Annotated in this window: 14 protein-coding genes and 1 other RNA gene; 1 reads left to right on the top strand and 14 read right to left on the bottom strand. The window is 36.3% G+C overall.

Features of this window, described 5'->3' with window-relative positions:
- Positions 1-29: 29 nt before the first annotated feature.
- Together WAK64_RS11585 and WAK64_RS11580 are read right to left on the bottom strand one after the other, a co-directional pair.
- The gene (locus tag WAK64_RS11585; protein ID WP_336587162.1) at positions 30-452 is read right to left on the bottom strand and encodes a YbaN family protein; all 423 of its coding nucleotides are present in this window, start codon (positions 450-452) and stop codon (positions 30-32) included.
- A gap of 176 nt (positions 453-628) precedes the next feature.
- Positions 629-1,102, bottom strand: a complete 474-nt coding sequence (locus WAK64_RS11580) for a GNAT family N-acetyltransferase (RefSeq protein ID WP_336587136.1) — start codon at positions 1,100-1,102, stop codon at positions 629-631.
- Positions 1,103-1,724: 622 nt separating this feature from the next.
- On the opposite strand from WAK64_RS11580, the gene WAK64_RS11575 reads away from it, so the two are divergent.
- Positions 1,725-3,911 (top strand): hypothetical protein, encoded by a 2,187-nt coding sequence (locus WAK64_RS11575; RefSeq protein WP_336587135.1) that lies wholly within the window; start codon positions 1,725-1,727, stop codon positions 3,909-3,911.
- A 503-nt stretch (positions 3,912-4,414) separates the two neighbouring features.
- Here the strand turns inward: WAK64_RS11575 and WAK64_RS11570 are convergent.
- From WAK64_RS11570 to tpiA, 12 genes are all read right to left on the bottom strand, one after another.
- On the bottom strand, positions 4,415-4,876 hold the full coding sequence (locus WAK64_RS11570; RefSeq protein WP_336587134.1) for a GNAT family N-acetyltransferase: 462 nt from the start codon (positions 4,874-4,876) through the stop codon (positions 4,415-4,417).
- A 567-nt stretch (positions 4,877-5,443) separates the two neighbouring features.
- Entirely contained in the window at positions 5,444-10,324 is a 4,881-nt protein-coding gene (locus WAK64_RS11565; RefSeq protein WP_336587133.1) for a phage head spike fiber domain-containing protein, read from the bottom strand.
- Positions 10,325-11,380: 1,056 nt separating this feature from the next.
- Complete coding sequence (locus tag WAK64_RS11560) at positions 11,381-11,686, bottom strand: hypothetical protein (protein ID WP_336587132.1); 306 nt, start codon at positions 11,684-11,686, stop codon at positions 11,381-11,383.
- 424 nt (positions 11,687-12,110) lie between these two features.
- Positions 12,111-12,474, bottom strand: a transfer-messenger RNA (tmRNA) gene (gene ssrA, locus WAK64_RS11555).
- 139 nt (positions 12,475-12,613) lie between these two features.
- Positions 12,614-13,087, bottom strand: coding sequence for an SsrA-binding protein SmpB (gene smpB, locus WAK64_RS11550; RefSeq protein WP_336587131.1), 474 nt, complete (start codon positions 13,085-13,087; stop codon positions 12,614-12,616).
- 196 nt (positions 13,088-13,283) lie between these two features.
- Complete coding sequence (gene rnr / locus WAK64_RS11545) at positions 13,284-15,629, bottom strand: ribonuclease R (RefSeq protein WP_419465933.1); 2,346 nt, start codon at positions 15,627-15,629, stop codon at positions 13,284-13,286.
- Between the two features lie 36 nt (positions 15,630-15,665).
- Positions 15,666-16,412: an alpha/beta hydrolase gene (locus tag WAK64_RS11540; RefSeq protein ID WP_336587129.1), complete on the bottom strand. Its 747-nt coding sequence runs from the start codon at positions 16,410-16,412 to the stop codon at positions 15,666-15,668.
- A gap of 259 nt (positions 16,413-16,671) precedes the next feature.
- The gene (gene secG, locus WAK64_RS11535; RefSeq protein ID WP_336587128.1) at positions 16,672-16,902 is read right to left on the bottom strand and encodes a preprotein translocase subunit SecG; all 231 of its coding nucleotides are present in this window, start codon (positions 16,900-16,902) and stop codon (positions 16,672-16,674) included.
- 115 nt (positions 16,903-17,017) lie between these two features.
- Positions 17,018-18,127, bottom strand: a complete 1,110-nt coding sequence (locus WAK64_RS11530) for a D-alanyl-D-alanine carboxypeptidase family protein (RefSeq protein ID WP_336587127.1) — start codon at positions 18,125-18,127, stop codon at positions 17,018-17,020.
- 617 nt (positions 18,128-18,744) lie between these two features.
- Entirely contained in the window at positions 18,745-20,034 is a 1,290-nt protein-coding gene (gene eno, locus WAK64_RS11525; protein ID WP_336587126.1) for a phosphopyruvate hydratase, read from the bottom strand.
- A gap of 20 nt (positions 20,035-20,054) precedes the next feature.
- Entirely contained in the window at positions 20,055-21,590 is a 1,536-nt protein-coding gene (gene gpmI / locus WAK64_RS11520) for a 2,3-bisphosphoglycerate-independent phosphoglycerate mutase (protein ID WP_336587125.1), read from the bottom strand.
- Entirely contained in the window at positions 21,583-22,344 is a 762-nt protein-coding gene (tpiA, locus tag WAK64_RS11515) for a triose-phosphate isomerase (protein ID WP_336587124.1), read from the bottom strand. The genes gpmI and tpiA overlap by 8 nt, the downstream gene beginning before the upstream one ends.
- Between the last annotated feature and the right edge of the window lie 30 nt (positions 22,345-22,374).

Genomic DNA, 22,374 nt, shown 5'->3' with positions numbered 1-22,374 from the left:
GTTTCAGAATTGAAAAGGAAAAACAATCATTAATTAGGCTTTTCATTCATTACGCTCTTTGTCTCATTGCTGTTTGGATCAATTGTCTTAATTTTCTTTATAAAGTAGTAATGTTTGTAGAAGGCAACCAATAACAAAATGACTTTAACTAGAGGGATATCCACATAAAATATAGACATCAAAATAAAAAAATCTGCAATCACATTTATTCTGATTTTTTCTTTTAAGGTCATCCCTTTTTTCTGAAGAAATGCTAAAACGTATTTTTGATATATTGAAGTGCCTTTAAACCACTTATCAATTCGCTTAGAACTTTTTGCAAAACAAAAAGCGGCAAATAAGTAAAATGGACCACCTGGCAAAACAGGGAGAATCGTCCCTGCAACCCCGATTACAAGAGATATGAATCCAAGTATAAAAAACAGAACACTTTTTATTTTTTTAATTGTCATCACCTTATATTTTCTCGATGTAATATTACTTCATTACATTTCTTTTATTATCTAAATTATACTACAAGATGCTAGAAATGTAATAAAATCAAGATTTCAAAAAAGTAAATGCGGATGGCTTTTATACCCAACTTCCTTTTGCTTCATATCATTTTTCAAACATCTTTTTTCTTCTCTTACAAAGTCTTAGTCATTTTTATAAAGGCAACTGGATGTCCACAAAAGTCTCCCTCTATTTCTTCTATAGGTTTAAACCCTTCTTTTTCATAAAAAGAAAGATTCGGGTTTCCTTTATAAACTATAAGTGAAATAGATGTTGGATTGTCGTAGTGATTAATCCCAGTATGATATAGTTTTTTCCCAATGCCTTTTCCTTGTTGACTCGGATGTACGTAAATAGATTCTAGATAAATCTCACTTTTATTTTCATTTGAAAAGAATGCATATCCCTTCATTTCTCCAGCTTCTTCAGCTACTAGCATCACCGAGGTCTTAAATCGTTTTTTCATATTTTCTTTCGAATAAGCCTCTTTTAATGTTTTTTCTTGAATGTCGATAGGAATAAATGAGCTATATGTATCTTTCCAAGTAAAGGTGGCTATATCCTTTACACTTTCAATATCAGATTCTTCCATCTTTCTAATTTCCAAAATAAAACCCCCTAGTAAAATTTGTTCCACCAATTCCCCCATTTTTTCAATTTCACATGTCACTTAAACATATTGAAATCTAATAGGTCGCTATATAATAAGTTAACAATCTATTTGTTTCCACCGATCGGTACACCCTCCTGAAGCCTTCCTGATTATAGCAATGTTGTTTTTAGCAGGTCAAGAATGCAAAAACTTATACGGATACGGTGTTTTATAAATTCATAGGGAAAAATGAATGAAGACATAAGCAGGAAAGGGAATGACGAAGAGGTACTTCTTATATATTAACTCTATAAAATTGCTTTTTACTATTTTTTCTTAAACATAATACTTGACCACACCTTTAAAGAGAGTGTAATATGTTCTCAAAGATAAATAATAATAATAATTAAATAATAATAATTATCAATAGTGGTTTTTTATTTAATTTAACTATCGATATTCAAAATCTATTGTTTTATTATTTCGCTACTCTATTATTTTTTGCACTTTTAGTTAGTTTGTACTAACTATTGAAACTGTTGTTTTTTTGATTAATTGTGGGGGGTGGTCATTATGTAAGGGCATGTTTTTAATACTAGAAATTCAATTTATATAATATTACTTAGGAGGAGTTATTGTGAAAAAGACAAAATTTAAAAAAGTTCTCGTAGCAGCTGGTATTTCTTCGACATTACTTGTAAGTAGTTTCCCTGCTATTTCATCCATTAATGTAAGCGCTCAAACTTTTGAGCTGTCAGAGCAAGATACATATTACGATGAAGGAAATAATCCGACGATTGCAGTTAATGAAGAAGGAAGAGTGTTCGAAGCTCATGAGGCCGTTACGATTAACTTTGGTAACGGTACGGTATATTACAATTTAGGAAAAATGAATGGGTCAAAAATCACATGGGATAAAGGAAATGATAATGGAACGAGAATATATATAGCAGAAGGAGTATCCATTACAGACCTCAATCATCTTGAAGCTCTTTGGCTTGATAATGAAACAATCTTTTTAACGGGAACTACTGAGAATACTAGTGACTTGAGATACTATATTTTAAAAGTTGAAGAGGATGAAGTTAAGGTAAAATCTAGTGGAAAGATTGATGTACCTAATCAAAGTGATATAGGGGTACTAACGACAGATGCTCCTATCAAGACAATTGCCATGGATGAAAACGGAGATCTAATTAAATTCTTTATAAATGAAGAAGACCAAGATATCCATTTTGTTGTGGGAACTCCTGATTATAATACTTCAGGCGATATCATTGATGTAAATTGGGGATCACCCATTGCGACAAACAATCCAAGGGGTGAGAATGATACCGTAGGTTCTTTCGCACTTGGGAAAGACGGAACGATTGTTGCAGTCCATAATCGAATGAATAAAGACTGGGACGGAAAGACAAGATTAAACGGTCAAGCATTCATGAGTATCGGTAAAATTGATCAATATAATAGAGTTACATGGTACGAAAAAAACAAGAAATATGATGATAATTCACTTAATCCTGCAATCGCCATTTCAGGGAATAAGCTATATGAAACGTATTCAAATGCAAGAGTACTGACAGACGTGGATAGGGATTATCAATTAAAACTCCGAGAATGGATAATAGGGAATGATAGTAAGGGTGGTACAGCCCTTCACTTAAATGAAGATAAGGGCTTCTTTAACGAGGGAAAACAGATCGCTTTAACTGCGCTTGATGGATACTTAGTAGAATCGCATGCTTACGGTAGTGAATATGGAGATGATTTATTCTACAGTGTAACGGAAGCAGAAGAAAATATTAGTATTGATGATTTTAAAACAACAGGAGTAACGAAAATGCCTATAGATGAGACCGTCTACGGGGCACCGGCCTATCAATTAACGGCTGATCGGGAAGATAAAACAGATTATCTAAATTATACAGTGAACGGGAACTTCCAAGGAACCACACAAACGTTTAGCGTTTGGTTAAAGGCTGATCAAGAACAAACGGCCACATTACGATTCAGAAGTGACCTTAAGGATTTATTATATGAGCCAGATGATCACCAAGTAGATATTCAAGTGACGGACGAATGGAAGGAATATGAGATTACGGTTCCATTCCAACTCGATAGTGAATTTATGAGAGCGACCATCTATCCTGCAGGAAGGGAGAGCGGAACAGGGTCAATTTATGCAGCGAACCCTCAAATAATAGATGGAGGTACTATTTACACTACTAATCAAGCGAATGCTGCGAATATTTATGAAGTCGATAATGTCGGTGACGTAATGAAATTTGCTTATTATCTTAATCTTAACTCTAGTACAGGTGAAACAGCTTCCCTTCGTCGTGAAAAGCTATACCCAAATGGAAACTGGGGATATACAGATTATAATATAACTGACTCAGGCGTATGGGAGAAACAATCCGATTGGGACACCCTTTATCGAATGAAGATTACGGTGACCAATTCAATGAATCTCGTTTCTTATGTCACACCAGAAAAATATTACTATATGCCAAAACCAATCGAAATTGGGGATGTCCTCAATAGTGATAACCAAATGATTGTGAAATTAAAAAATAACGTGGATCAATTAGGTGCCCAAGGTGAAACAGCCTATTTACGACGAGAGAAGTTATATCCAGATGGCAGCTGGGGGTACACAGATTGGAAGCTTTCAGAAGATAATTGGAAGACTTCGAATATATGGTCAAAAGAATCAGACTATGACACAGAATATCGTATGAAATTAGTATTGAAAAAGGGTATTGCTCAGGATCAAATTACGTATGAATCAGACTATGTTTATTACACTATGCCTGCTGAATAAAGCTATGTGTACGGTTGGATGAAAGAAACGTGATTCTACCGTAGATAACCCCCACTTTCACCGATTATTATGAAAGTGGGGGTTATCACATTCTTCAGGCTACAATTCCTAGGTGCAAGCTGAATAAGGTTTTTCCATTGGATAGCTTTATTAGCTTGGGGCATACAAGCTCTCAATAATATCCTGGTTTTCTTAAACTAAGACTTTTGTTAGCACAATATTAATATGGTTTACTTTTTCCTACCAATATAGAGTAGATGACTTGAAATTCCAAGAATATAAGGGTAGTCCATTTTGAAGGACAATTTAAGAAATTCCAAATTCCCCCTCCAAAGCTGAACTACTAACTATTTTTTATATGGTATTCTCTTTTTTATTTAGGTGGTAAAGAATTTACTAGAACCGAATATGTGCCTTCAAATATTGCTGAAATATAGCAATTCAAATTCCTACCTATAGTTAAACTTAATATTGTATGGATCCATCGTCTATACCTACAAAGATTATTCTTGATATGGCTGTTTACGAACTAATTGCATAAAGAACTCTGGGTTGTTAATTGGTTCAAAACCATATTTAACATACAACGAGTGAGCATCTTTTGTCGCTAGCATAAATCTACGAACGCTTGTCAATTCTTGATGATTAATCATAATGTCCATTAGCCATTTAGCTAAACCTTGCTTTTGAAAGTTTGGTAATATGAACACATCACATAGGTAAGCGAAAGATGAGAAATCTGAAATGACTCTGGCAAAGCCAATTTGTACGGACCCTTCTTGCCCAACTTCCCCTTTATACACCCCAAAGCATAAAGAACTATTTTTGATTGATTTTTTTACGTTCTCCATTGGTATACCTTTTGACCAGTATGCTTCTTCACTTAAATAACTATGAATCACATTTATATCTAAATAATCTTTATTCGTACATATAGAAAACTCTTTATTCCTCCACAAATCCATATTAATCCCTCCTATGAAAGTGATGGTTAATTTTTATTTTACTTAATTATCATATTCCAAAATATATTAATAATTATAAAGAATCTTTGATTTTATGGAGTTGAATATATTTAAAAAGAATAATATAAACCATAGAAACAAATCATGAAATAAATATATTGCTTAATGTAAAGTGGACAGTGTTGGAAACTTGACCAAACTCTATCATGTACCTTCATCCCACTCCTACCGAAGTAAACAGCCGCGTTAAGAGGAATACTCTAATTACTTTATTCTTGTGAACATGATAAAGAACATTGTCTAATAATATTGTTTGAATGGCTGATTGTACCCACTACCTACAATGATGCAACAACTATTTTAACCCTGCCTTAACATGATGACGGAGTTAAACGTTTTAAAGGATCAGACTATTATTCTATGGATATATTCAAAATATCCAAGTTTCGAGACTACACCCATTTTTACCAAAACGAGACTTTTTGTGAAAACACATTTCTTTCCTCAAAATCACTAGTAAAAAAAATCGTAGGAATAAAAAACCTACGATTTTTTTCATGTGAACTATTATCTTTCTATAAGCTCTGTTCCCCATACGTATACAGAGTTTGTTGCTCCATTATTGTAAGCACTTGGCCATAATACAGCAGTTACACCATCATTAGTTGAAAAGGGTTGATCAGATGTTACAGAGAAATATTTCCAATCTGTTGTGACATCAACTTTGATACCCGTTGATTCTGTATTGTGGCGATTTTGAATCTTTATCTGAGCTTGATGAGGCTCATCAGCTTTCATCCATACGCCAAATGTATATGTCTTTCCATCCGAATCAATATCTACAAACTGTTGTATCCTACCGTTAAGCTCTGTTTGTGTTAATTTTTGTGAAGGTGTCCCATTAGGTGCAGTGAGTGAACCATCATCAATAGTGATTCCGCTATTTTGCCAATCAGTATCTGAAAAGCGACTATAGTATTTTTCATCTGCACTATCGCTTACGTTCTCAACAACATCTTCGTTTAGTTTTAACGGGTTGCTATTTTTAAATCCATAATATATGTTTTGGTTTGAATCTGAATACATAGCCATGGCTATATCCCTAGTACCAAATTCTATGTCGGATAATCGTTCACCTTTTTTATCCCAATCCAATGTCCCTTGACTATAGTGACCAATCGCATAAGAATAAGAATCAATTGTGTTATAAAATACAGCAATGTTTCCACTGCGATCGATATCTACAATAGGGTCCCAACCTTTATCAAGCTCGATTGGTTTGAATGTACCGTCTTCAGTGGTATTGTCCCATTCAATTGCATCATCTTGAAGTTGACCCGTGTTATAGTAGACCTTCCCATCGTTATGCATAGTAGCAACCACGTGACCATCATCATTTACAGCAATACTCGGCTGATTACCTGTAGTATACACTGTACCTGTTTGCTCTTTATCTACGTCTACATTTTTCCATATAATGGTTTCATATTCAATATCTGAATTATCTAATCTCGTAAATAGTTCAGGTACTTTACTAGTTAAGGTTGAACCCGTTGCATAGATTGTTGCGTCTTCTTCCACGTAATCATTAATGTCAGAATATAGCTTAAGACCCGTAGGGTATAAAATAATCTCTAGAAATTCACCATCCTTAGCAAAATAACCCGTTACGCTATACTCTTTCCATTGATTTGTTATATTTACTGTTTTTTCGGCTTCTTGTCTATCTAAGTAAAATGAATCTATTAACTTTAATGTAACAGGCTGCGATTCGCCATCCTCTAAGTCTCCATCTTTTAACCAAACGGAATACGTGTATTCTTGCCCCTTTGGATTAATGTTTAATATTCTATTAATATTCTTCGCTGTAGGTTCAAAGGCTTTTTCTGTTGCTATTTCATAAACACGATCACCAGTCGGAGAATCCTGATCTGAAGCTTCACTTATCTTCGCATAAGATGTTCTAAATTTATCTAAATCCGGCATCGTTTCCCTTAACTGCGCTGCTGCTGCATAAACATAGCCAGCCTCTGAGCTTTCTTTTCCTTTTGGATATAGGAATACCCTAAGATCATCGCTTCCCTGATTAAAGTACTTCGAAACGCTATATTCCTGCCATTCATTTGTAACATTAAACGTTTGCTCGACTACATTGACAGACTCTTTATCTCTCAATCTAAGCGTTACAGGCTGTGTCTCGCCATTAGGTACATCTGCCTTTAAATAAACGGAGTACGTAAATTCGCGAGAATTTATCGCATTACCTACTGTTGGTTTATTAAGATAATCTAATATTGAGTCTTCGCTTACTACTTGTCTAATATTTTGTTTCGTTGTCGTACCATCTACTTCTAATTTATATACACCTCTACCAAATAACCATTCATCTGTTGGTACAATATCTGTAGCATTCGATGCTGTAAATTGATCAATAGATGGAAGCAAATTATTGAAAGCATTGTAGAAAGATTGTTCGATCGATTTCTGGTATTGATTAATCTCATCTTTTAATTTTTCTACATGATCGGGATTGGCATAATTCGAATCTTTGTCTATTATAACAGTCCCAATAAATCCATCTGTATTCCAGCTAAACGGCATCACGTCATCTGTGAATAATTGATTTTCCACTGCGCTTTTAACGCCAAAGACAACATTCTTCCCATTCGGATCTGGATTCCCGTTGGCATCTAAATCTTTTATGACTGGCAATGGAACTTGTGATATATTACGGGTAATTCCACTAATATATTCCTCATCCGTATCGTTTGAAGTAAATAAGTCAATTCCCAATGTTTCCGTTTGTAGATACTCTCCTATGCTATAACTGATGTTATCTTTTCCATCATTATGAGTTTCCACTACAGTTCCATCACTCATGATATCTACATAGGTTTCTGTTCCTTTTCCAAAAACAGTATACATGGACATAAACGCATCTGATCGCGGTTTATTCCATTTAATTACTTTCTTACCATCACTCTCAATAATATGACCGATATTGTAAACAAGGTCATCCACACCTTCGATATGCGTTTCAATAATCGCTTTATCATCTGTGATTACAACAGATGGTTTATGTCCTGATGGGCTATATTTTATTTCATCTTTTCCATCTTGTACCTCATTGCTTGGATAGTCGGTAATCCACTGTACATTATCACCTTCCGCATTACCTAGTTGATACGATAAGCCACCGTCTGTATTTTCATATACAGATACGGCAGTTCCATCACTAGCAATCGACATGTTCATATAGTCATCTGTCGGGTACGTCAATTTTAATGTTGGAATATCCACTTTTGCATTTAATAAAGGATTTTGATCAACAAAAGCATTTGGATATTTTAAACTTACTAATTCACCGGTATTACTAAATATCCCTTGACCTACTTCTGAATTGTGTAGGGTTACAATCTTTCCTTCATTATTTAGTGAAATAGTAGGATATCTACCCGTATCGTAGAAAATATCAGCACTAGTCCATTCAATTAAATCATCTACTAATTTACCCGTCCTATAATATAAATTATTAGGATGCGATAAAGAGTCAGCACTGAAGTGTGTTTCGATAATGGAACCATCATCATTTATATCCATATCCGTTTGATAGGCACTTGTTTTCCCTTCAAATGTGCCATACTTCTGCGCGTCATTCCAGTTAATCGTGTCCCCAACTATTTCCCCTGTCATATAAAAGAGTATATTTCCTGAATAATCAGCGAAACCAGCTAACCACTGGTTATTTTCTAGAAACCGATCAAATGAACTTCTATTTTCAATTCTGAAAACCTGTACAACCTTACCATCGTTCGTTGCTGTTATTGAAGGTTTTACACCTCCATCAACAGATAGTGTACTGATGGTTTTATTCGAGTTAGTTGGATCTTCTTTATACCAATAGATTTTTTCTTCCTCTTTATTTAACACACCAAGATTATAATATAGTTTTTCGTCTTTAACATGTGTTTCAATAACCGTTCCATCTTCTAGTAACTCTATTTGTGGGTTCGTTCCATCTGCGAAGTAAATGGCATTATCCGCATTTAACTGAATGGATTTCGACTCTTCATCTAGTTTCCCAATTGTATAATACATTTTAGAACTACCAGCGCCATCTTCATGGACTTCTACTATCGTTCCATCTTCACTCATTGCAACGGATGGAAAACTACCATATCCATACCTTGTGCCAGAATCAGTCCCTTTCCACCAGTTAATTTTACCATCACTATTCAAGGTACCACCATTAAAGTATACTGAACTACCACTATCTCCAAACCTAAGGTCGTAATGCACTTCAAGTACGGTACCAGAATCAGTCATCGCAAGACTAGGGCGATCTCCCTCATCAAATTCTTTTCCGTTACTAGTACCATCATATAAAGCAAAACCAACCATTTCTTTTGCTTTTACAGTAGCTACACTTGTGTATAAGGTATTATTTCGGGTCGTTCCATCCGTTCCTTGATGGATTTCTACCGTTTGATTATGATTATTTATTGCTACGGAAGGGTTGTTGCCTGTATCATAACTTGGTGCCTTTTGTTCCTGACTATTAACCGAGTACCAATAGATTGTATCACCAGTAAGGACACCCATATTATTCATTAGTTTATTACTTTCAAATTTACTTGATAAATGTACTTCTGTAATAATGCCATCCGCGTTTATCGAAACAGAAGGGGAGTAGCCATCATCATAAAATGTTCCACTATCCTTCCCCTTATTCCAGTCAATATTTCCTGTATCATGATTCACCTTACCAATATTGTAAAATAACTTACTCGAACTAGTAGGTGCTTCATGGACTTCAACAACTGTTCCATCAGCCGTTAAGGTCACAGATGGACGATCACCTGTATCAAAATATGTTCCACTATCTTTCCCCTTATCCCAAGTGATCGTTCCATCATCGTTAACTTTACCGATGTTAAAGTATAAACCACCATTATTTTGATGTTTGTGTATTTCTACAACCGTTCCATCATTATTTACTGCAACAGTAGGAGATACCCCATCATCATACTGAGTTCCATTGTCTTTTCCTTTTATCCAGACAAGGTCTCCTCCATCTGTTATTTTCCCGACATTATAATATAAAGCCCTACTAAAGGCATTATTGTTTTCATGCACTTCAACAACATATTTCCCATTTGGACTAATGGCAACATAAGGGTCTATCCCTTTATCGTAATTTTCTCCATTATCTTTTCCATTCTTCCAAACAACCTCACCATTTGTTACTTTCCCTACATTGAAGAATAGTTTATTATCAAGACCACCTTCATGCACCTCAATTGCTACCCCTGAGTCACTTAAAGCGATCGATGGATTGCTTCCTGTGTCATGGTAAGCTGCTGCAAGAGCTGTAGTTGGAGCAAAATTGCTTACTATCCCTAAAAGTAATATAAAGACCATCGTAATGCTAGTAATTCTCTTTTTCATACGTATTCTCCTCTCACAATCTGTAATACTAAGAGTTCTTGTGTTTATCTCCCTCGACTAGTGAACTTGGTTAACGTAAGTACAAAGCATATATGGATGAATCCAGCCATCACGCGTTATGTTGTCTTTAATCTTCGTGTACACTCTTCAGCATAATAGTCAGAAATAACTACACTACCAAACTACCATTCCGTATCTTTGTTAACAATATTCGGATAATCCCCTATTGTTTCAAGAGTTGTAGCACGAATCCATTCTTCAGGTTTATAGATTTAGCAAAACCCTGCTGTCCTTCTGCTAAAGCGATTAGAGCCAATCCGTTTTAACGACTACATATCCATCACTTCCATTCCTAAACTACTACGAGAAATAAGTTAGTGCTAACCAACTAATTAAATATTACTTTACCATAATACTCCAAGGATTGGTACTTTTTTATAAATAAAATTCCTTATGCATTGCATCACCTCTCTAGTTGTTATTAAATTTTCTAATAATTAGAATTAGGAAAATTATACTAATCTAAAATAATCCTAAGTGTGATTTAAATCACATCTTTTTCTGAAGCAGTATCATTAGTATTATTTTATTGAAAAATTCCCATTTTTCATTATATAAAAATAATAAAATTGCACTATTATGCATAGATATAATTTGTTGAAACATCATAATTGCTCCTTATTAAAGTATCGTATTTTACATAAAAACCCTTTCGATAGAGCGAGCTATATATGTCTTCCATTCGGGTCTATTTGTACTGTCACCCCCTTTATTGTCTCAATGAAAATTTACTAGTATAACTATATTTTTTTCTGATTCAGTAAGTAAATCGGAGGAAAGTACATTATAAGGTTATTTTTTGTTTCCTTACCTTTTATTGGAACTCAATACATAGATGGAATTTTTGACCATTAATGGAGTCTAGCGATTTTTCCTTATTAATTATATTGATAATGGACCAAGTATTAAAAGGTAACAACGGAAGAGTTAGATAGAGAAATGCACGGTATAGGAGGAAAAAGATTGTATCGGTGATTTTATAGGAAGGCTTTGAAGTTAAGAGAGTTTTTCAAAACGATCTTTAAACACATCCAATTCAAACCAGTTAACTGGAACAAATTTAATATTTTTTTCTTCACATAATGGGAAAATAAGTTTAGGGTACTCGTTTTGCGTCTCTCCAAGAATACCTTTAGGGTTCCCTTCTTTAAGGTAAAGATCCCAACTGTCTGGGTGAACTTCCCCACATATTACATCAGGATTGAATTCATTTATTAATTCTTCAATTAAAGATAACGGTAAATTATACTTCTCTTGCCACTCTTCATCATGTGTCATCCCTAAAATTCCAACAGTAGTCATCAACAAAGCCTCCATAATTTAGTGATTTAATGCCATTTAATTTGTAAAGAATCTTACTTCATTACTAATTATGATAATAATATCCTTTATAATGTCCCTTAAATACACATTATTTCAAATATTAATAATTTAGACAACCTCATTCCGCCATTTGGCCTTTGTGTCGAATAAGGGTCCTCTTTCCGAAGCCATAAGGAGACATATTATGCGTATTGAATGGCTAGAATGCATAACAAAAAAGCAGTTGATGGATTTTGATTAGTTAAAATCCACAGCAACTACTGGAAAATTTACTATAAGTTTAATGAATGGTTATTTATCAAACACAATGTTGTTTATTTCTCTAGAATAAAGCATAAAGCTTCCAATGGATATATTATGCTTTACATCACAACACAAAATAAAAAACCACCAAATATGTATTTGGTGGAGACGGTGGGAGTCGAACCCACGTCCAGAAACATCGCCACTTAAGCCTCTACGAGTGTAGTCGATATATTTGCGAGTTCGCTAACTCCTATGCCTATCGACTGGCGTCAGAGCAGCTAGCCTGATTATTCTCTTCCTTTTTCCTCAGACGGTGGAATCCGGCGTAGCCCACTAAGAGTGAGTCCCTTACCCTACCACATGGGCGATGGAGGGAGGAACCGCTAAAGTGCTATTAAGCAGCTAAAGCGAAGTTATTGTTAGTTTTGCCAGTTATTATTGGCGTTGACGTTTTAACGAGGACGATCCCCTCGACTCGCAACCTAAGCTCGAACTATCCCTGTCGAATCCGTAACGTCCCCATAATAAAATATAAGGAAGAACGGGAAGAATGTTGAGCATCAGTCAACTATTCAGTTGTTCTTATGTGTCGTGTTTATCCCGACTACATAATTAATTATAACAAAATAACGTAAAAATGCAATTGTAATATACTAGGAGTCAATAGGTTCCTTTTTGCTTTTGGACTAGTGCTCGTTGAATTGCACGATTTGCTTCTTTCTTCTTCAAATCTTCACGTTTATCATACTTCTTTTTACCGCGTGCTAAGCCTAACAATACTTTAGCAAATCCATTTTTTATATACATTTTCAGTGGTATTAGTGAATAACCTTGTTCCTTTGTATCCCCAATAAGAGTATGAATTTGCTTACGATGGAGCAATAGCTTTCTCGTTCGTAATGGATCATGATTGTAACGGTTCCCTTGCTCATACGGGCTAATGTGCATGCCTACAATAAACACTTCTCCATGCTCGATTCGAGCATAAGAATCCTTTAGATTGACTTTTCCCGCTCGCACAGATTTAATTTCCGTTCCTTGTAACACAATACCTGCTTCATACGTTTCTTCTATTGTATAATCATGGCGAGCTTTTTTATTTTGGGCAATCAGTTTGCCTTCTCCTTTTGGCATGTGGCATCCCCCTTTTCTATCTCTCTGTGCTTCTTATTGTACCGAAAACAAAGAAAAGCGCAAGTACTATAGGGAGTGTAATGAATCTCCTTTCACACTGTTTATCAGAAAAAGCATCACTCTATTCTGCCCTTTAACAAAGGTTAAAAGGAAAATCCTTTATAACCTTTGTTATTCTACGTTCCTTCCGCTCAAATTACCTTTTTTTCTTCTTTTTTCGCTTAACCGCAGGAGCGTTTTCAAAAAATCGTTTATTTTTCTTTTTCTTTTTTTTCTTTGGCGGTCGTGTTGACCACTCTCCCTGCTTCTCATTATCTCGATGATTTCCCCCGCTACCACGCCTTCTGCTTGAATCCTTTTGATTAGCACGAATGGCTTTTGGTCTTTCACCTCTTAGTGGTTGTCGATTACTAACCATTCCAACAATTTCAAAGTCAATCGCTCGTTCATCTTTGTTTACGTTTACAACACGAACAGAAATTTCATCGCCAATTCTAAAAACATTTCCTGTCCGTTCCCCAATCATCGCCATATGCCGTTCATCATATCGGTAATAATCGTCTGTCATATAACTCACGTGAACTAGACCTTCAATGGTATTAGGGAGTTCTACAAACATACCGAAGTTTGTGACAGAACTAATCATCCCTTCATATTCTTCCCCAATTTTATTTAACATAAATTCTGTTTTTTTCAAATCGTCCGTTTCACGCTCTGCATCGACAGCTCGTCGTTCTCGACTTGATGTATGTTCAGCGATTTCAGGCATTAAAGCGTCCCATTTACTTTGCGTAGTATCATCTAGCTTTCCTTCGATTAAATACGTACGAATAAGTCGATGAACGATTAAATCAGGATAACGACGAATTGGAGAAGTAAAATGAGTATAAAATTCTGTAGATAACCCAAAGTGGCCCAAACTTTCTTCGTCATATTTTGCTTGTTGCATAGAACGAAGCATCATCGTCGAAACAACCATTTCCTCTGGCTTCCCTTCGACTTCTTCAATAATATCTTGTAGGGCACGAGGATGTACAGCGTTTGCTTTCCCTTTAACAACCATCCCAAAGTTTGTGATGAATTCGAAAAAGCGTTGTAATTTCTCTTCCTTCGGATCCTCATGTATACGATAAATAAAGGGAACTTCCATCCAATGGAAATGTTCCGCTACCGTTTCATTCGCTGCTAGCATAAATTCTTCAATTAGCCTTTCGGCTACTGACCGTTCACGCAGAACAACTTCCAGCGGGGCTCCTTCTTCATCAACAAGGACTTTTGATTCTTTAAAATCAAAGTCGATTGCTCCACGGTTCATCCTTTTACTTCGTAAAATTTCGGCGAGCTTCTCCATTTCTTGAAACATCGGAACAAGCGAATTGTAGCGTTCAATTAATTCTTCATCTTGATCAACAAGGATTTTATTTACATCGGAATACGTCATTCGTTCATTCGTTTTTATGACACTTTGAAATATTTCATGGTGAACAACTTCTCCATCTGGTGCTATTTCCATTTGACAAGAAAGTGTTAATCGATCGACTTTAGGATTTAAAGAACAAATCCCATTAGATAAACGATGGGGAATCATGGGAATGACACGGTCAACTAAATACACACTCGTCCCGCGTTCAAATGCTTCTTCGTCAATAGCAGACCCTTCCGTAACATAATAACTTACGTCAGCTATATGGACAGAAAGCTGATAATTTCCGTTCTTTAAGATCACGACAGATACTGCATCATCTAAGTCTTTTGCATCTGCGCCGTCGATTGTAACAATCGTATCATTACGGAGATCACGACGGTTTTCTATTTCCGTTGGATCAATTTCATCCGGAGCCTTATTCGCTTGGTCCATTACTTCCTTAGGAAACTCTACTGTGATTCCATGCTTATGTATAATCGATAAGATATCAACACCCGGATCATTCTTATGACCTAAGATCTCGATAATTTCACCTTCTGCACTTTTTCTTCCTTCAGGATAAGACGTAAGCTCGACAACTACTTTATGCCCTTCCACTGCTCCTAAATTATCATTTTTAGGAATAAAAATATCGCTGGCAAATTTCTTATCATCCGGAATCACAAAGCCAAAATGTTGGCTCTCTGTATAAGTACCTACAATTTTTTGAACTCCTCGTTCTAAAATGCGAATAACAGACCCTTCACGCCTTGAACCCGAACTGGAAGCAGCAACCCTCACTAAAACGATATCTCCATGCATCGCATTATTCGTCTCACTTGGTGGGATAAAAATATCATCCATTCCTTGCTCTTCTGGAATCACAAACGCAAAACCTTTCGCGTGAGCCGTTAATTTCCCTCTAATTAAATTCATTTTCTCAGGTAAGCCATAACGATTGCTTCTCGTACGGACCACTAATCCTTTTTCTTCCATATGAACGAGCGCTTTAACAAAAATTTTAAAATCTGAAGAATCTTCAATTCCTAAAGACTCTTCAAGTTCTTGAACTGTTAATGGTTTATATGACTCTTCCTTCATGTAGGTTAACAAGCGATCCACATGCTCTTTAATCATTTTATCCAACTCTATTCCCTCCTAACATCATCATGATTAGTCCTTCCAATCTAAGCTATTTAAAAACTCCAGTACATCTATATGAAGCTGCTCTTTTTCTTTATCCAGTGTGATGACATGGCCTGATTCTTCATACCACTTTAAATCTTTATGATCAGACTCAATTTCATTGTAAATAATATTGGCTGAGTTTGTATTAATCATTTCATCGTGCCTAGCTTGTAAAACAAATGTCGGTGTATAAATCATATCGACGTGCTGACGAACATCAGAAATTAACTGCTGCAACGCTTTCAATGTGGCCATTGGTGTTTTAGCAAATTCAATCATTTCTTCGTCAATTTCTTCTGGAGACTTGCCGAGGAATTTTTTAAATGATCGAGCATAATCTAAGACACCTTGATACATTACCTCTTCACTTTTAATATACATTGGCGCACACATGGTAACAATCCCCTTTACAGGTACAGTGTATCCTAATTTCAATGAAAATACCCCACCTAAAGATAGACCTGCCACCGCAATCTCTTCATACCCAAGACTTCTTAGGTAGTCATAGCCCTTCATGACGTCAATCCACCAATCATGTGGTCCAAAATGAACAAGCTCCTCAGGTGGTACTCCATGCCCTCTATAATGTGGAGCATGGGATGAATATCCGTTTTTTTCTAAAAATCGTCCGAGCATCCGTACATCAGCAGAATTACCTGTAAATCCGTGAAGTAATAATACTGCTCGTTTTCCTGCTTGAAAAGTAAATGGTTTTGGTAAAACTGTTTTCATTTCGCTTTAACTCCTTTATATTAACGCTAAGCCATGTTAAACATGTAATCTCTCTCTACTATTATTGTAAACATATTGGGGATCCTCAATCCAATTCCCTGACTTCAAACTGAAAAATCTATAGGGAAATAGTGCCTCAGACTCAGCATGAATTCTTTCACATGAAACAGAAAAATCTAGAAAATACGGAACCTAGATAGGAAGAATAACAAGAAAAGCCTGTCCCCAGGGGATCAGGCTCTATCTTTTTCCTATCTAATTAAGCAAAGTAGGCAACCGCGATAGTTAAAACAAAGAATAATACTGAAAGTACAGTGGTTACTCGATGTAGTACTAAATCAATTCCACGAGCTTTTTGTTTTCCAAAAAGTTGTTCTGCACCACCTGATATGGCACCTGATAACCCTGCACTCTTTCCTGATTGGAGTAAAACTACAGCAATAAGAGCTATACAATCAATAACAAGTAATGTTACTAAAAATGCGAACATGCTATCCACCTCCTGAACGAACATAACGGTATTTTTATTTTATCATATTGAAATACCGCTCACAATAAGAAGGAAAGCAGAACAGTCTTTTTTTGAATGATTGTTATTATTCTTACTACATTTCCCCCAAATACTCTTCTAAAGTAATTTCTTCTCTCCATATCTCTTTTGCCGCTTCTTTCCCTACAAAGCGGAGGTGCCAAGGCTCATAAGTATACCCGGTTATTTCTTCTTTTCCTTCTGGATAACGAATAATAAATCCGTAGTCTGCACTATGTTCAGCAATCCATATCCCTTCCATTGTTTCACCAAATTCTTCTATTAATGCATAAGAGACACTTTTACTTGAAACATCCATGGCTAGGCCTGATTGATGTTCACTATGACCAGGACGCGCACTGAATTGATTGGCTTCTTCTTCTCCATGAAGATTGGAATTCCAAGCAAAAATCGACGTTTGATCGTCGTATGAACGATATCCTGAGACAGCCAAAAGGTCAATCCCATCTTTTTTCGCAGCAGAAAATAACTCCTCTAATGCTAGCGCCGCTTCCTGAACCATAAGTTTTTTCGGTAAGTTTTCTTCAAATGTAAAAGGAACATTAGGCTCTACTAATTCTACTGGAACATAATCAGACGGGAGGAAATAGCGTTTGTTAATTAATGCTAATGTACTCATATAGTCATCAGCCAAGTCAGGATAAGATTTACTATCCGAAATTAACCATTTATTATTTTCATATACAAAAACCATTTCGACAGTCTGTACACCCAATAAATCCGTTTCATTTCCTTGAGTAGCTACATATTCCGTATCGCTAATTTTGTTTAAGGTTACTTCTTCTGTCTCTTGTAAAGGCTGCTTTGTTTCCTGAGCAATTAATCGTAATTGACCGCTCTCTTCTTCATAAAGGCTATTAACTTGTTTCTCGGCAAACTCTCTTTGTGCATACTTAGAAAGATGATTAACAAGTTCTTCTTTTGAAGAGAAGTCCTTTACTACTAAGTATTCATCTGTTTCCTGAACAAGGTTTTGATAAAACTGATCAACCAATTCTTGAACGGACGTTGCGGATATCTCAGCAATGCCCACTACTTCTCCATCCTGTGCTATGACAGGTAAACTACTATCTTGTTCGCTTTCACCTACATTTTTGCTAAAGGCAACAGCACATCCTGATAATAATAACAAAGAGCTTAATACGATTCCTCGTACAGACTTCATCGTCTACACCTCTTTTCGAGATTATGTAATTGAAGGGACATCATTAGTTCCTATCAAAAAAATGGAAATATAGGGATTAATTATTTTAGCAAAATACGATTGGGTTCATTCTGTTACATCGATAAATGGTGTGAAAAGCAGTATTACTACTCAGAATATAGAGAATGAACGAAAAAAGAACTTGAATATGAAATAAGCATTAACGAATAAGAAGGATGCCTCCAATTGTTCAAATTATGTAGACATCAATAAATACAAATTCACGTTCTAGTTTGTATAAGTATTTTGTCATTTATAATTTCACTTCATACAATCATCATTATTTTTTCTCTACATTTTGATAGCTATTATAGTAGGACAGAGATGTGTCAGTAGTATGTCAAATAGAGCCTATTATTTAATTTGTTTTTTAGAAAATTGACTAGCGGATACTTACGCCATAATTTCTATGTAAATGAACAATAGGATGGAGGAGCAATATAAACGTGGATACGATTTGAGGAATTGAGAAATCGTTAATATCGAAAGAAAGCAACCCATAAAAAAAGATGACCTCGGGCGATTCCGAGGTCATCTCATGAACAATGTCAACTATATAGAAGACCGTTCAAAGTTTATTATTTCAAGTTATAAAATGTTTTTGCACCTAAGTATTGTGCTGTGTCAGCTAATTGATCTTCGATGCGTAAAAGTTGGTTATATTTTGCAACACGGTCTGTACGAGATGGAGCACCTGTTTTAATTTGACCAGCATTTGTTGCTACCGCAATGTCTGCAATGGTGCTATCTTCCGTTTCACCAGAACGGTGAGAAATAACCGCTGTATAACCAGCGCGTTTTGCCATTTCAATCGCATCAAACGTTTCTGTTAATGTACCGATTTGGTTTACTTTAACTAGAATAGAGTTTCCTACACCTTGCTCAATTCCTTGAGAAAGCTTAGCTGTATTTGTGACAAACAGGTCATCACCAACAAGCTGAACTTTGTGTCCAATACGATCTGTTAACAGTTTATGACCTTTCCAGTCATTCTCATCAAGACCATCTTCAATTGAGATAATTGGATATTTATTTACCATTTCTTCGTACCAATCAACCATTTCTTCAGAAGTACGAACAACCCCTTCTCCAGATAGGTGATACTTGCCATCTTCTTTATTAAATAACTCAGAAGATGCTACATCCATTGCTAATAGAACTTCTTCTCCTGGTTTATATCCAGCATTTTCAATGGCTTCAATAATTGTAGAAAGCGCTTCTTCATTTGATTTTAAGTTAGGCGCAAATCCACCTTCGTCACCTACCGCTGTGTTATATCCTTTATCTTTAAGAACTGATTTTAGGCTATGGAAGATTTCTGCACCTATACGAAGAGCTTCTTTAAACGTAGGAGCTCCTACAGGCATTACCATAAATTCTTGAATATCCACATTGTTATCAGCGTGTTCTCCACCATTGACAATGTTCATCATTGGAACTGGAAGTTGTTTAGTGTTGAAGCCTCCAAGATATTGGTAAAGCTCAAGACCTAATAGATCTGCTGCTGCACGAGCTGCTGCCATGGAAACACCTAGGATTGCATTTGCTCCTAACTTCCCTTTGTTTTCTGTACCATCAAGCTCGATCATTGCTTTATCGATTCCTACTTGATCCGTCACATCGAAGCCGATTAACTCTTCTGCAATCACTTCGTTTACGTTTTCTACCGCTTTTTGAACACCTTTACCTAAATAACGTCCCTTATCACCATCGCGTAATTCAACGGCCTCATACTCACCAGTTGATGCTCCACTTGGGACAAGTGCACGACCAAATGCACCAGATTGAGTGTACACTTCTACTTCAATTGTTGGGTTACCACGAGAATCTAATACTTCACGTGCATATACTTCTGTAATAAATGGCATATTGTAAATCTCCTTTAATATTATTTTTTTATTAATGATTTTCCAGTCATTTCGGTTGGCTTATTAACATTTAATAAATCTAGAACAGTAGGAGCAAGGTCTCCAAGAATTCCACCATCGCGAATGTCCAATCCTTTTTTCGTCACAATAACGGGAACTGGATTTGTCGTATGAGCCGTCATCGGTGCACCCTCTAACGTCATCACTTCATCAGCATTTCCGTGGTCAGCAGTGATAATAGCAGATCCACCTTTTTCCAAAATAGCATCAACTATTTTCCCTAGACATTCATCAACAGCTTCAATCGCTTTTATCGTTGGTTCTAACATACCCGAGTGACCAACCATATCAGGGTTGGCAAAATTTAAAATGATCGCATCATGCTTATCATTCGCAATTTCACTTAATAGGGCATCCGTCACCTCGTAAGCACTCATCTCCGGTTTCAAATCATAAGTTGCTACCTTAGGTGAATCAATTAAAATTCTTGTTTCACCTGGAAATTCCGCTTCACGTCCTCCGCTCATGAAGAATGTAACATGCGGATATTTTTCCGTCTCAGCAATTCTAAGCTGCTTCATATTATTTTGAGCTAATACTTCCCCTAGTGTATTATCCAGGTTAACTGGCTTAAATGCTACATAGCCTTTAACCGTTTCACTGAAGTGAGTAAAGCAGACGAAATGAAGATCCTTCGGGTGTTTTTCACCTCGATCAAATGAACGGAAATCAAGATTTGTAAATGTATTTGATATTTGAATCGCACGGTCTGGACGGAAGTTATAGAAAATTACTGCATCTTCATCCTGAATCGTTGCAACAGGCTCTCCATTTTCTTTCGTAATCACAGACGGTATCACAAATTCATCATAAATTCCATTTTGATAAGAATCCTCTACTACTTCCAAAGCCGTAGTGTAGGACGGACCTTCGCCGTATACCATGCTACGATAAGATTTCTCTACACGATCCCAACGCTTATCACGGTCCATTGAATAATATCGACCAGAAATGGAAGCAAACTCTCCCACACCAATTTCTTTCATTTGTTGTTCAGCTTCACGAATATACTTTTCAGCTGTCTGAGGACCAACATCACGTCCGTCTAAAAAGCCGTGTACATAGACCTTTTCAACACCCTCTGCTTTCGCTAGCTTTAAGAGGGCATACATATGATTGATATGGCTATGAACTCCACCATCTGAAAGTAATCCTATTAGGTGAAGAGCCTTTTTCTTTACTTTTGCATGCTCCATTGCTGCTTGAAACGTTTCATTTTGCTCAAATTCACCTTCACGAATGGCAACATTTACCCTAGTTAAGCTTTGATATACAACGCGACCAGCACCAATATTTAAATGACCTACTTCGGAATTCCCCATTTGTCCTTCAGGTAATCCTACTGCTTCACCAGAAGCTTTTAACGTATTGTGAGGAAATGTCTCCCAGTAGCGGTCAAAGTTAGGCTTATTCGCTTGAGTAACAGCATTTCCTTTCACCTCGTCGCGAAAAGCAAAACCATCTAAAATAATTAGGGCTACTGGGGCTTTACTCATGAGAACCTGCCTCCAGTAATTGAACATAAGATTTCGGCTCTAAGCTCGCCCCACCCACTAAGGCACCATCAATATCTGGCTGCGCCATATATTCTTGGATGTTTGCTGGTTTAACACTTCCACCATACTGAATACGAAGTGCATCTGCTGCTTCTTGTGTAAATTCAGTTGCAACGACTTTACGAATGTACGCACACACTTCATTTGCATCTGCTGCTGTAGAAGATTTTCCAGTTCCAATTGCCCAAATAGGCTCATACGCAATAACGGTTTTCTTTACTTGATCTTCCGATAATCCAATAAGGGCTTTTTTCACTTGATCGCCAACAATCGTCATCGTTTGATCATTTTCACGCTCTGCCAATGTTTCACCTACACAAACAATTGGTGTTAAATCATGCTTAAACGCAGCAATTGTTTTTTTGTTCACAGCTTCATCCGTTTCATTGAACATCTCACGTCGTTCTGAATGGCCAAGAATTACATATTGAACACCTAAGTCTGCTAAAGCTGTTGGGCTAACTTCACCCGTAAAAGCTCCACTTTCTTCATAGTGCATATTTTGAGCACCGATTTCAATATTATACTCCTTAGTGATTTCCACTAAGCGCTCTAAAAATAGAGCAGGAGAACAAATGACCGCATCAATACGATCTTTACTAGGAGCAAGCCCGTTTACTTCTTCAGCAAAAGCTTTTGCTTCCTCCATCGTTTTATGCATTTTCCAGTTTCCTGCAATGATTGGTTTGCGCATATTTCCCCGTCCTTTCAAGAAAGTACTTGC

Origin of the sequence: Bacillus spongiae, assembly GCF_037120725.1 — a bacterium.
Classification (GTDB): domain Bacteria; phylum Bacillota; class Bacilli; order Bacillales; family Bacillaceae_K; genus Bacillus_CI; species Bacillus_CI spongiae.
The sequence above is the reverse complement of the archived record's forward strand: the minus strand, read 5'-3'. Positions and strand labels throughout refer to the sequence as shown.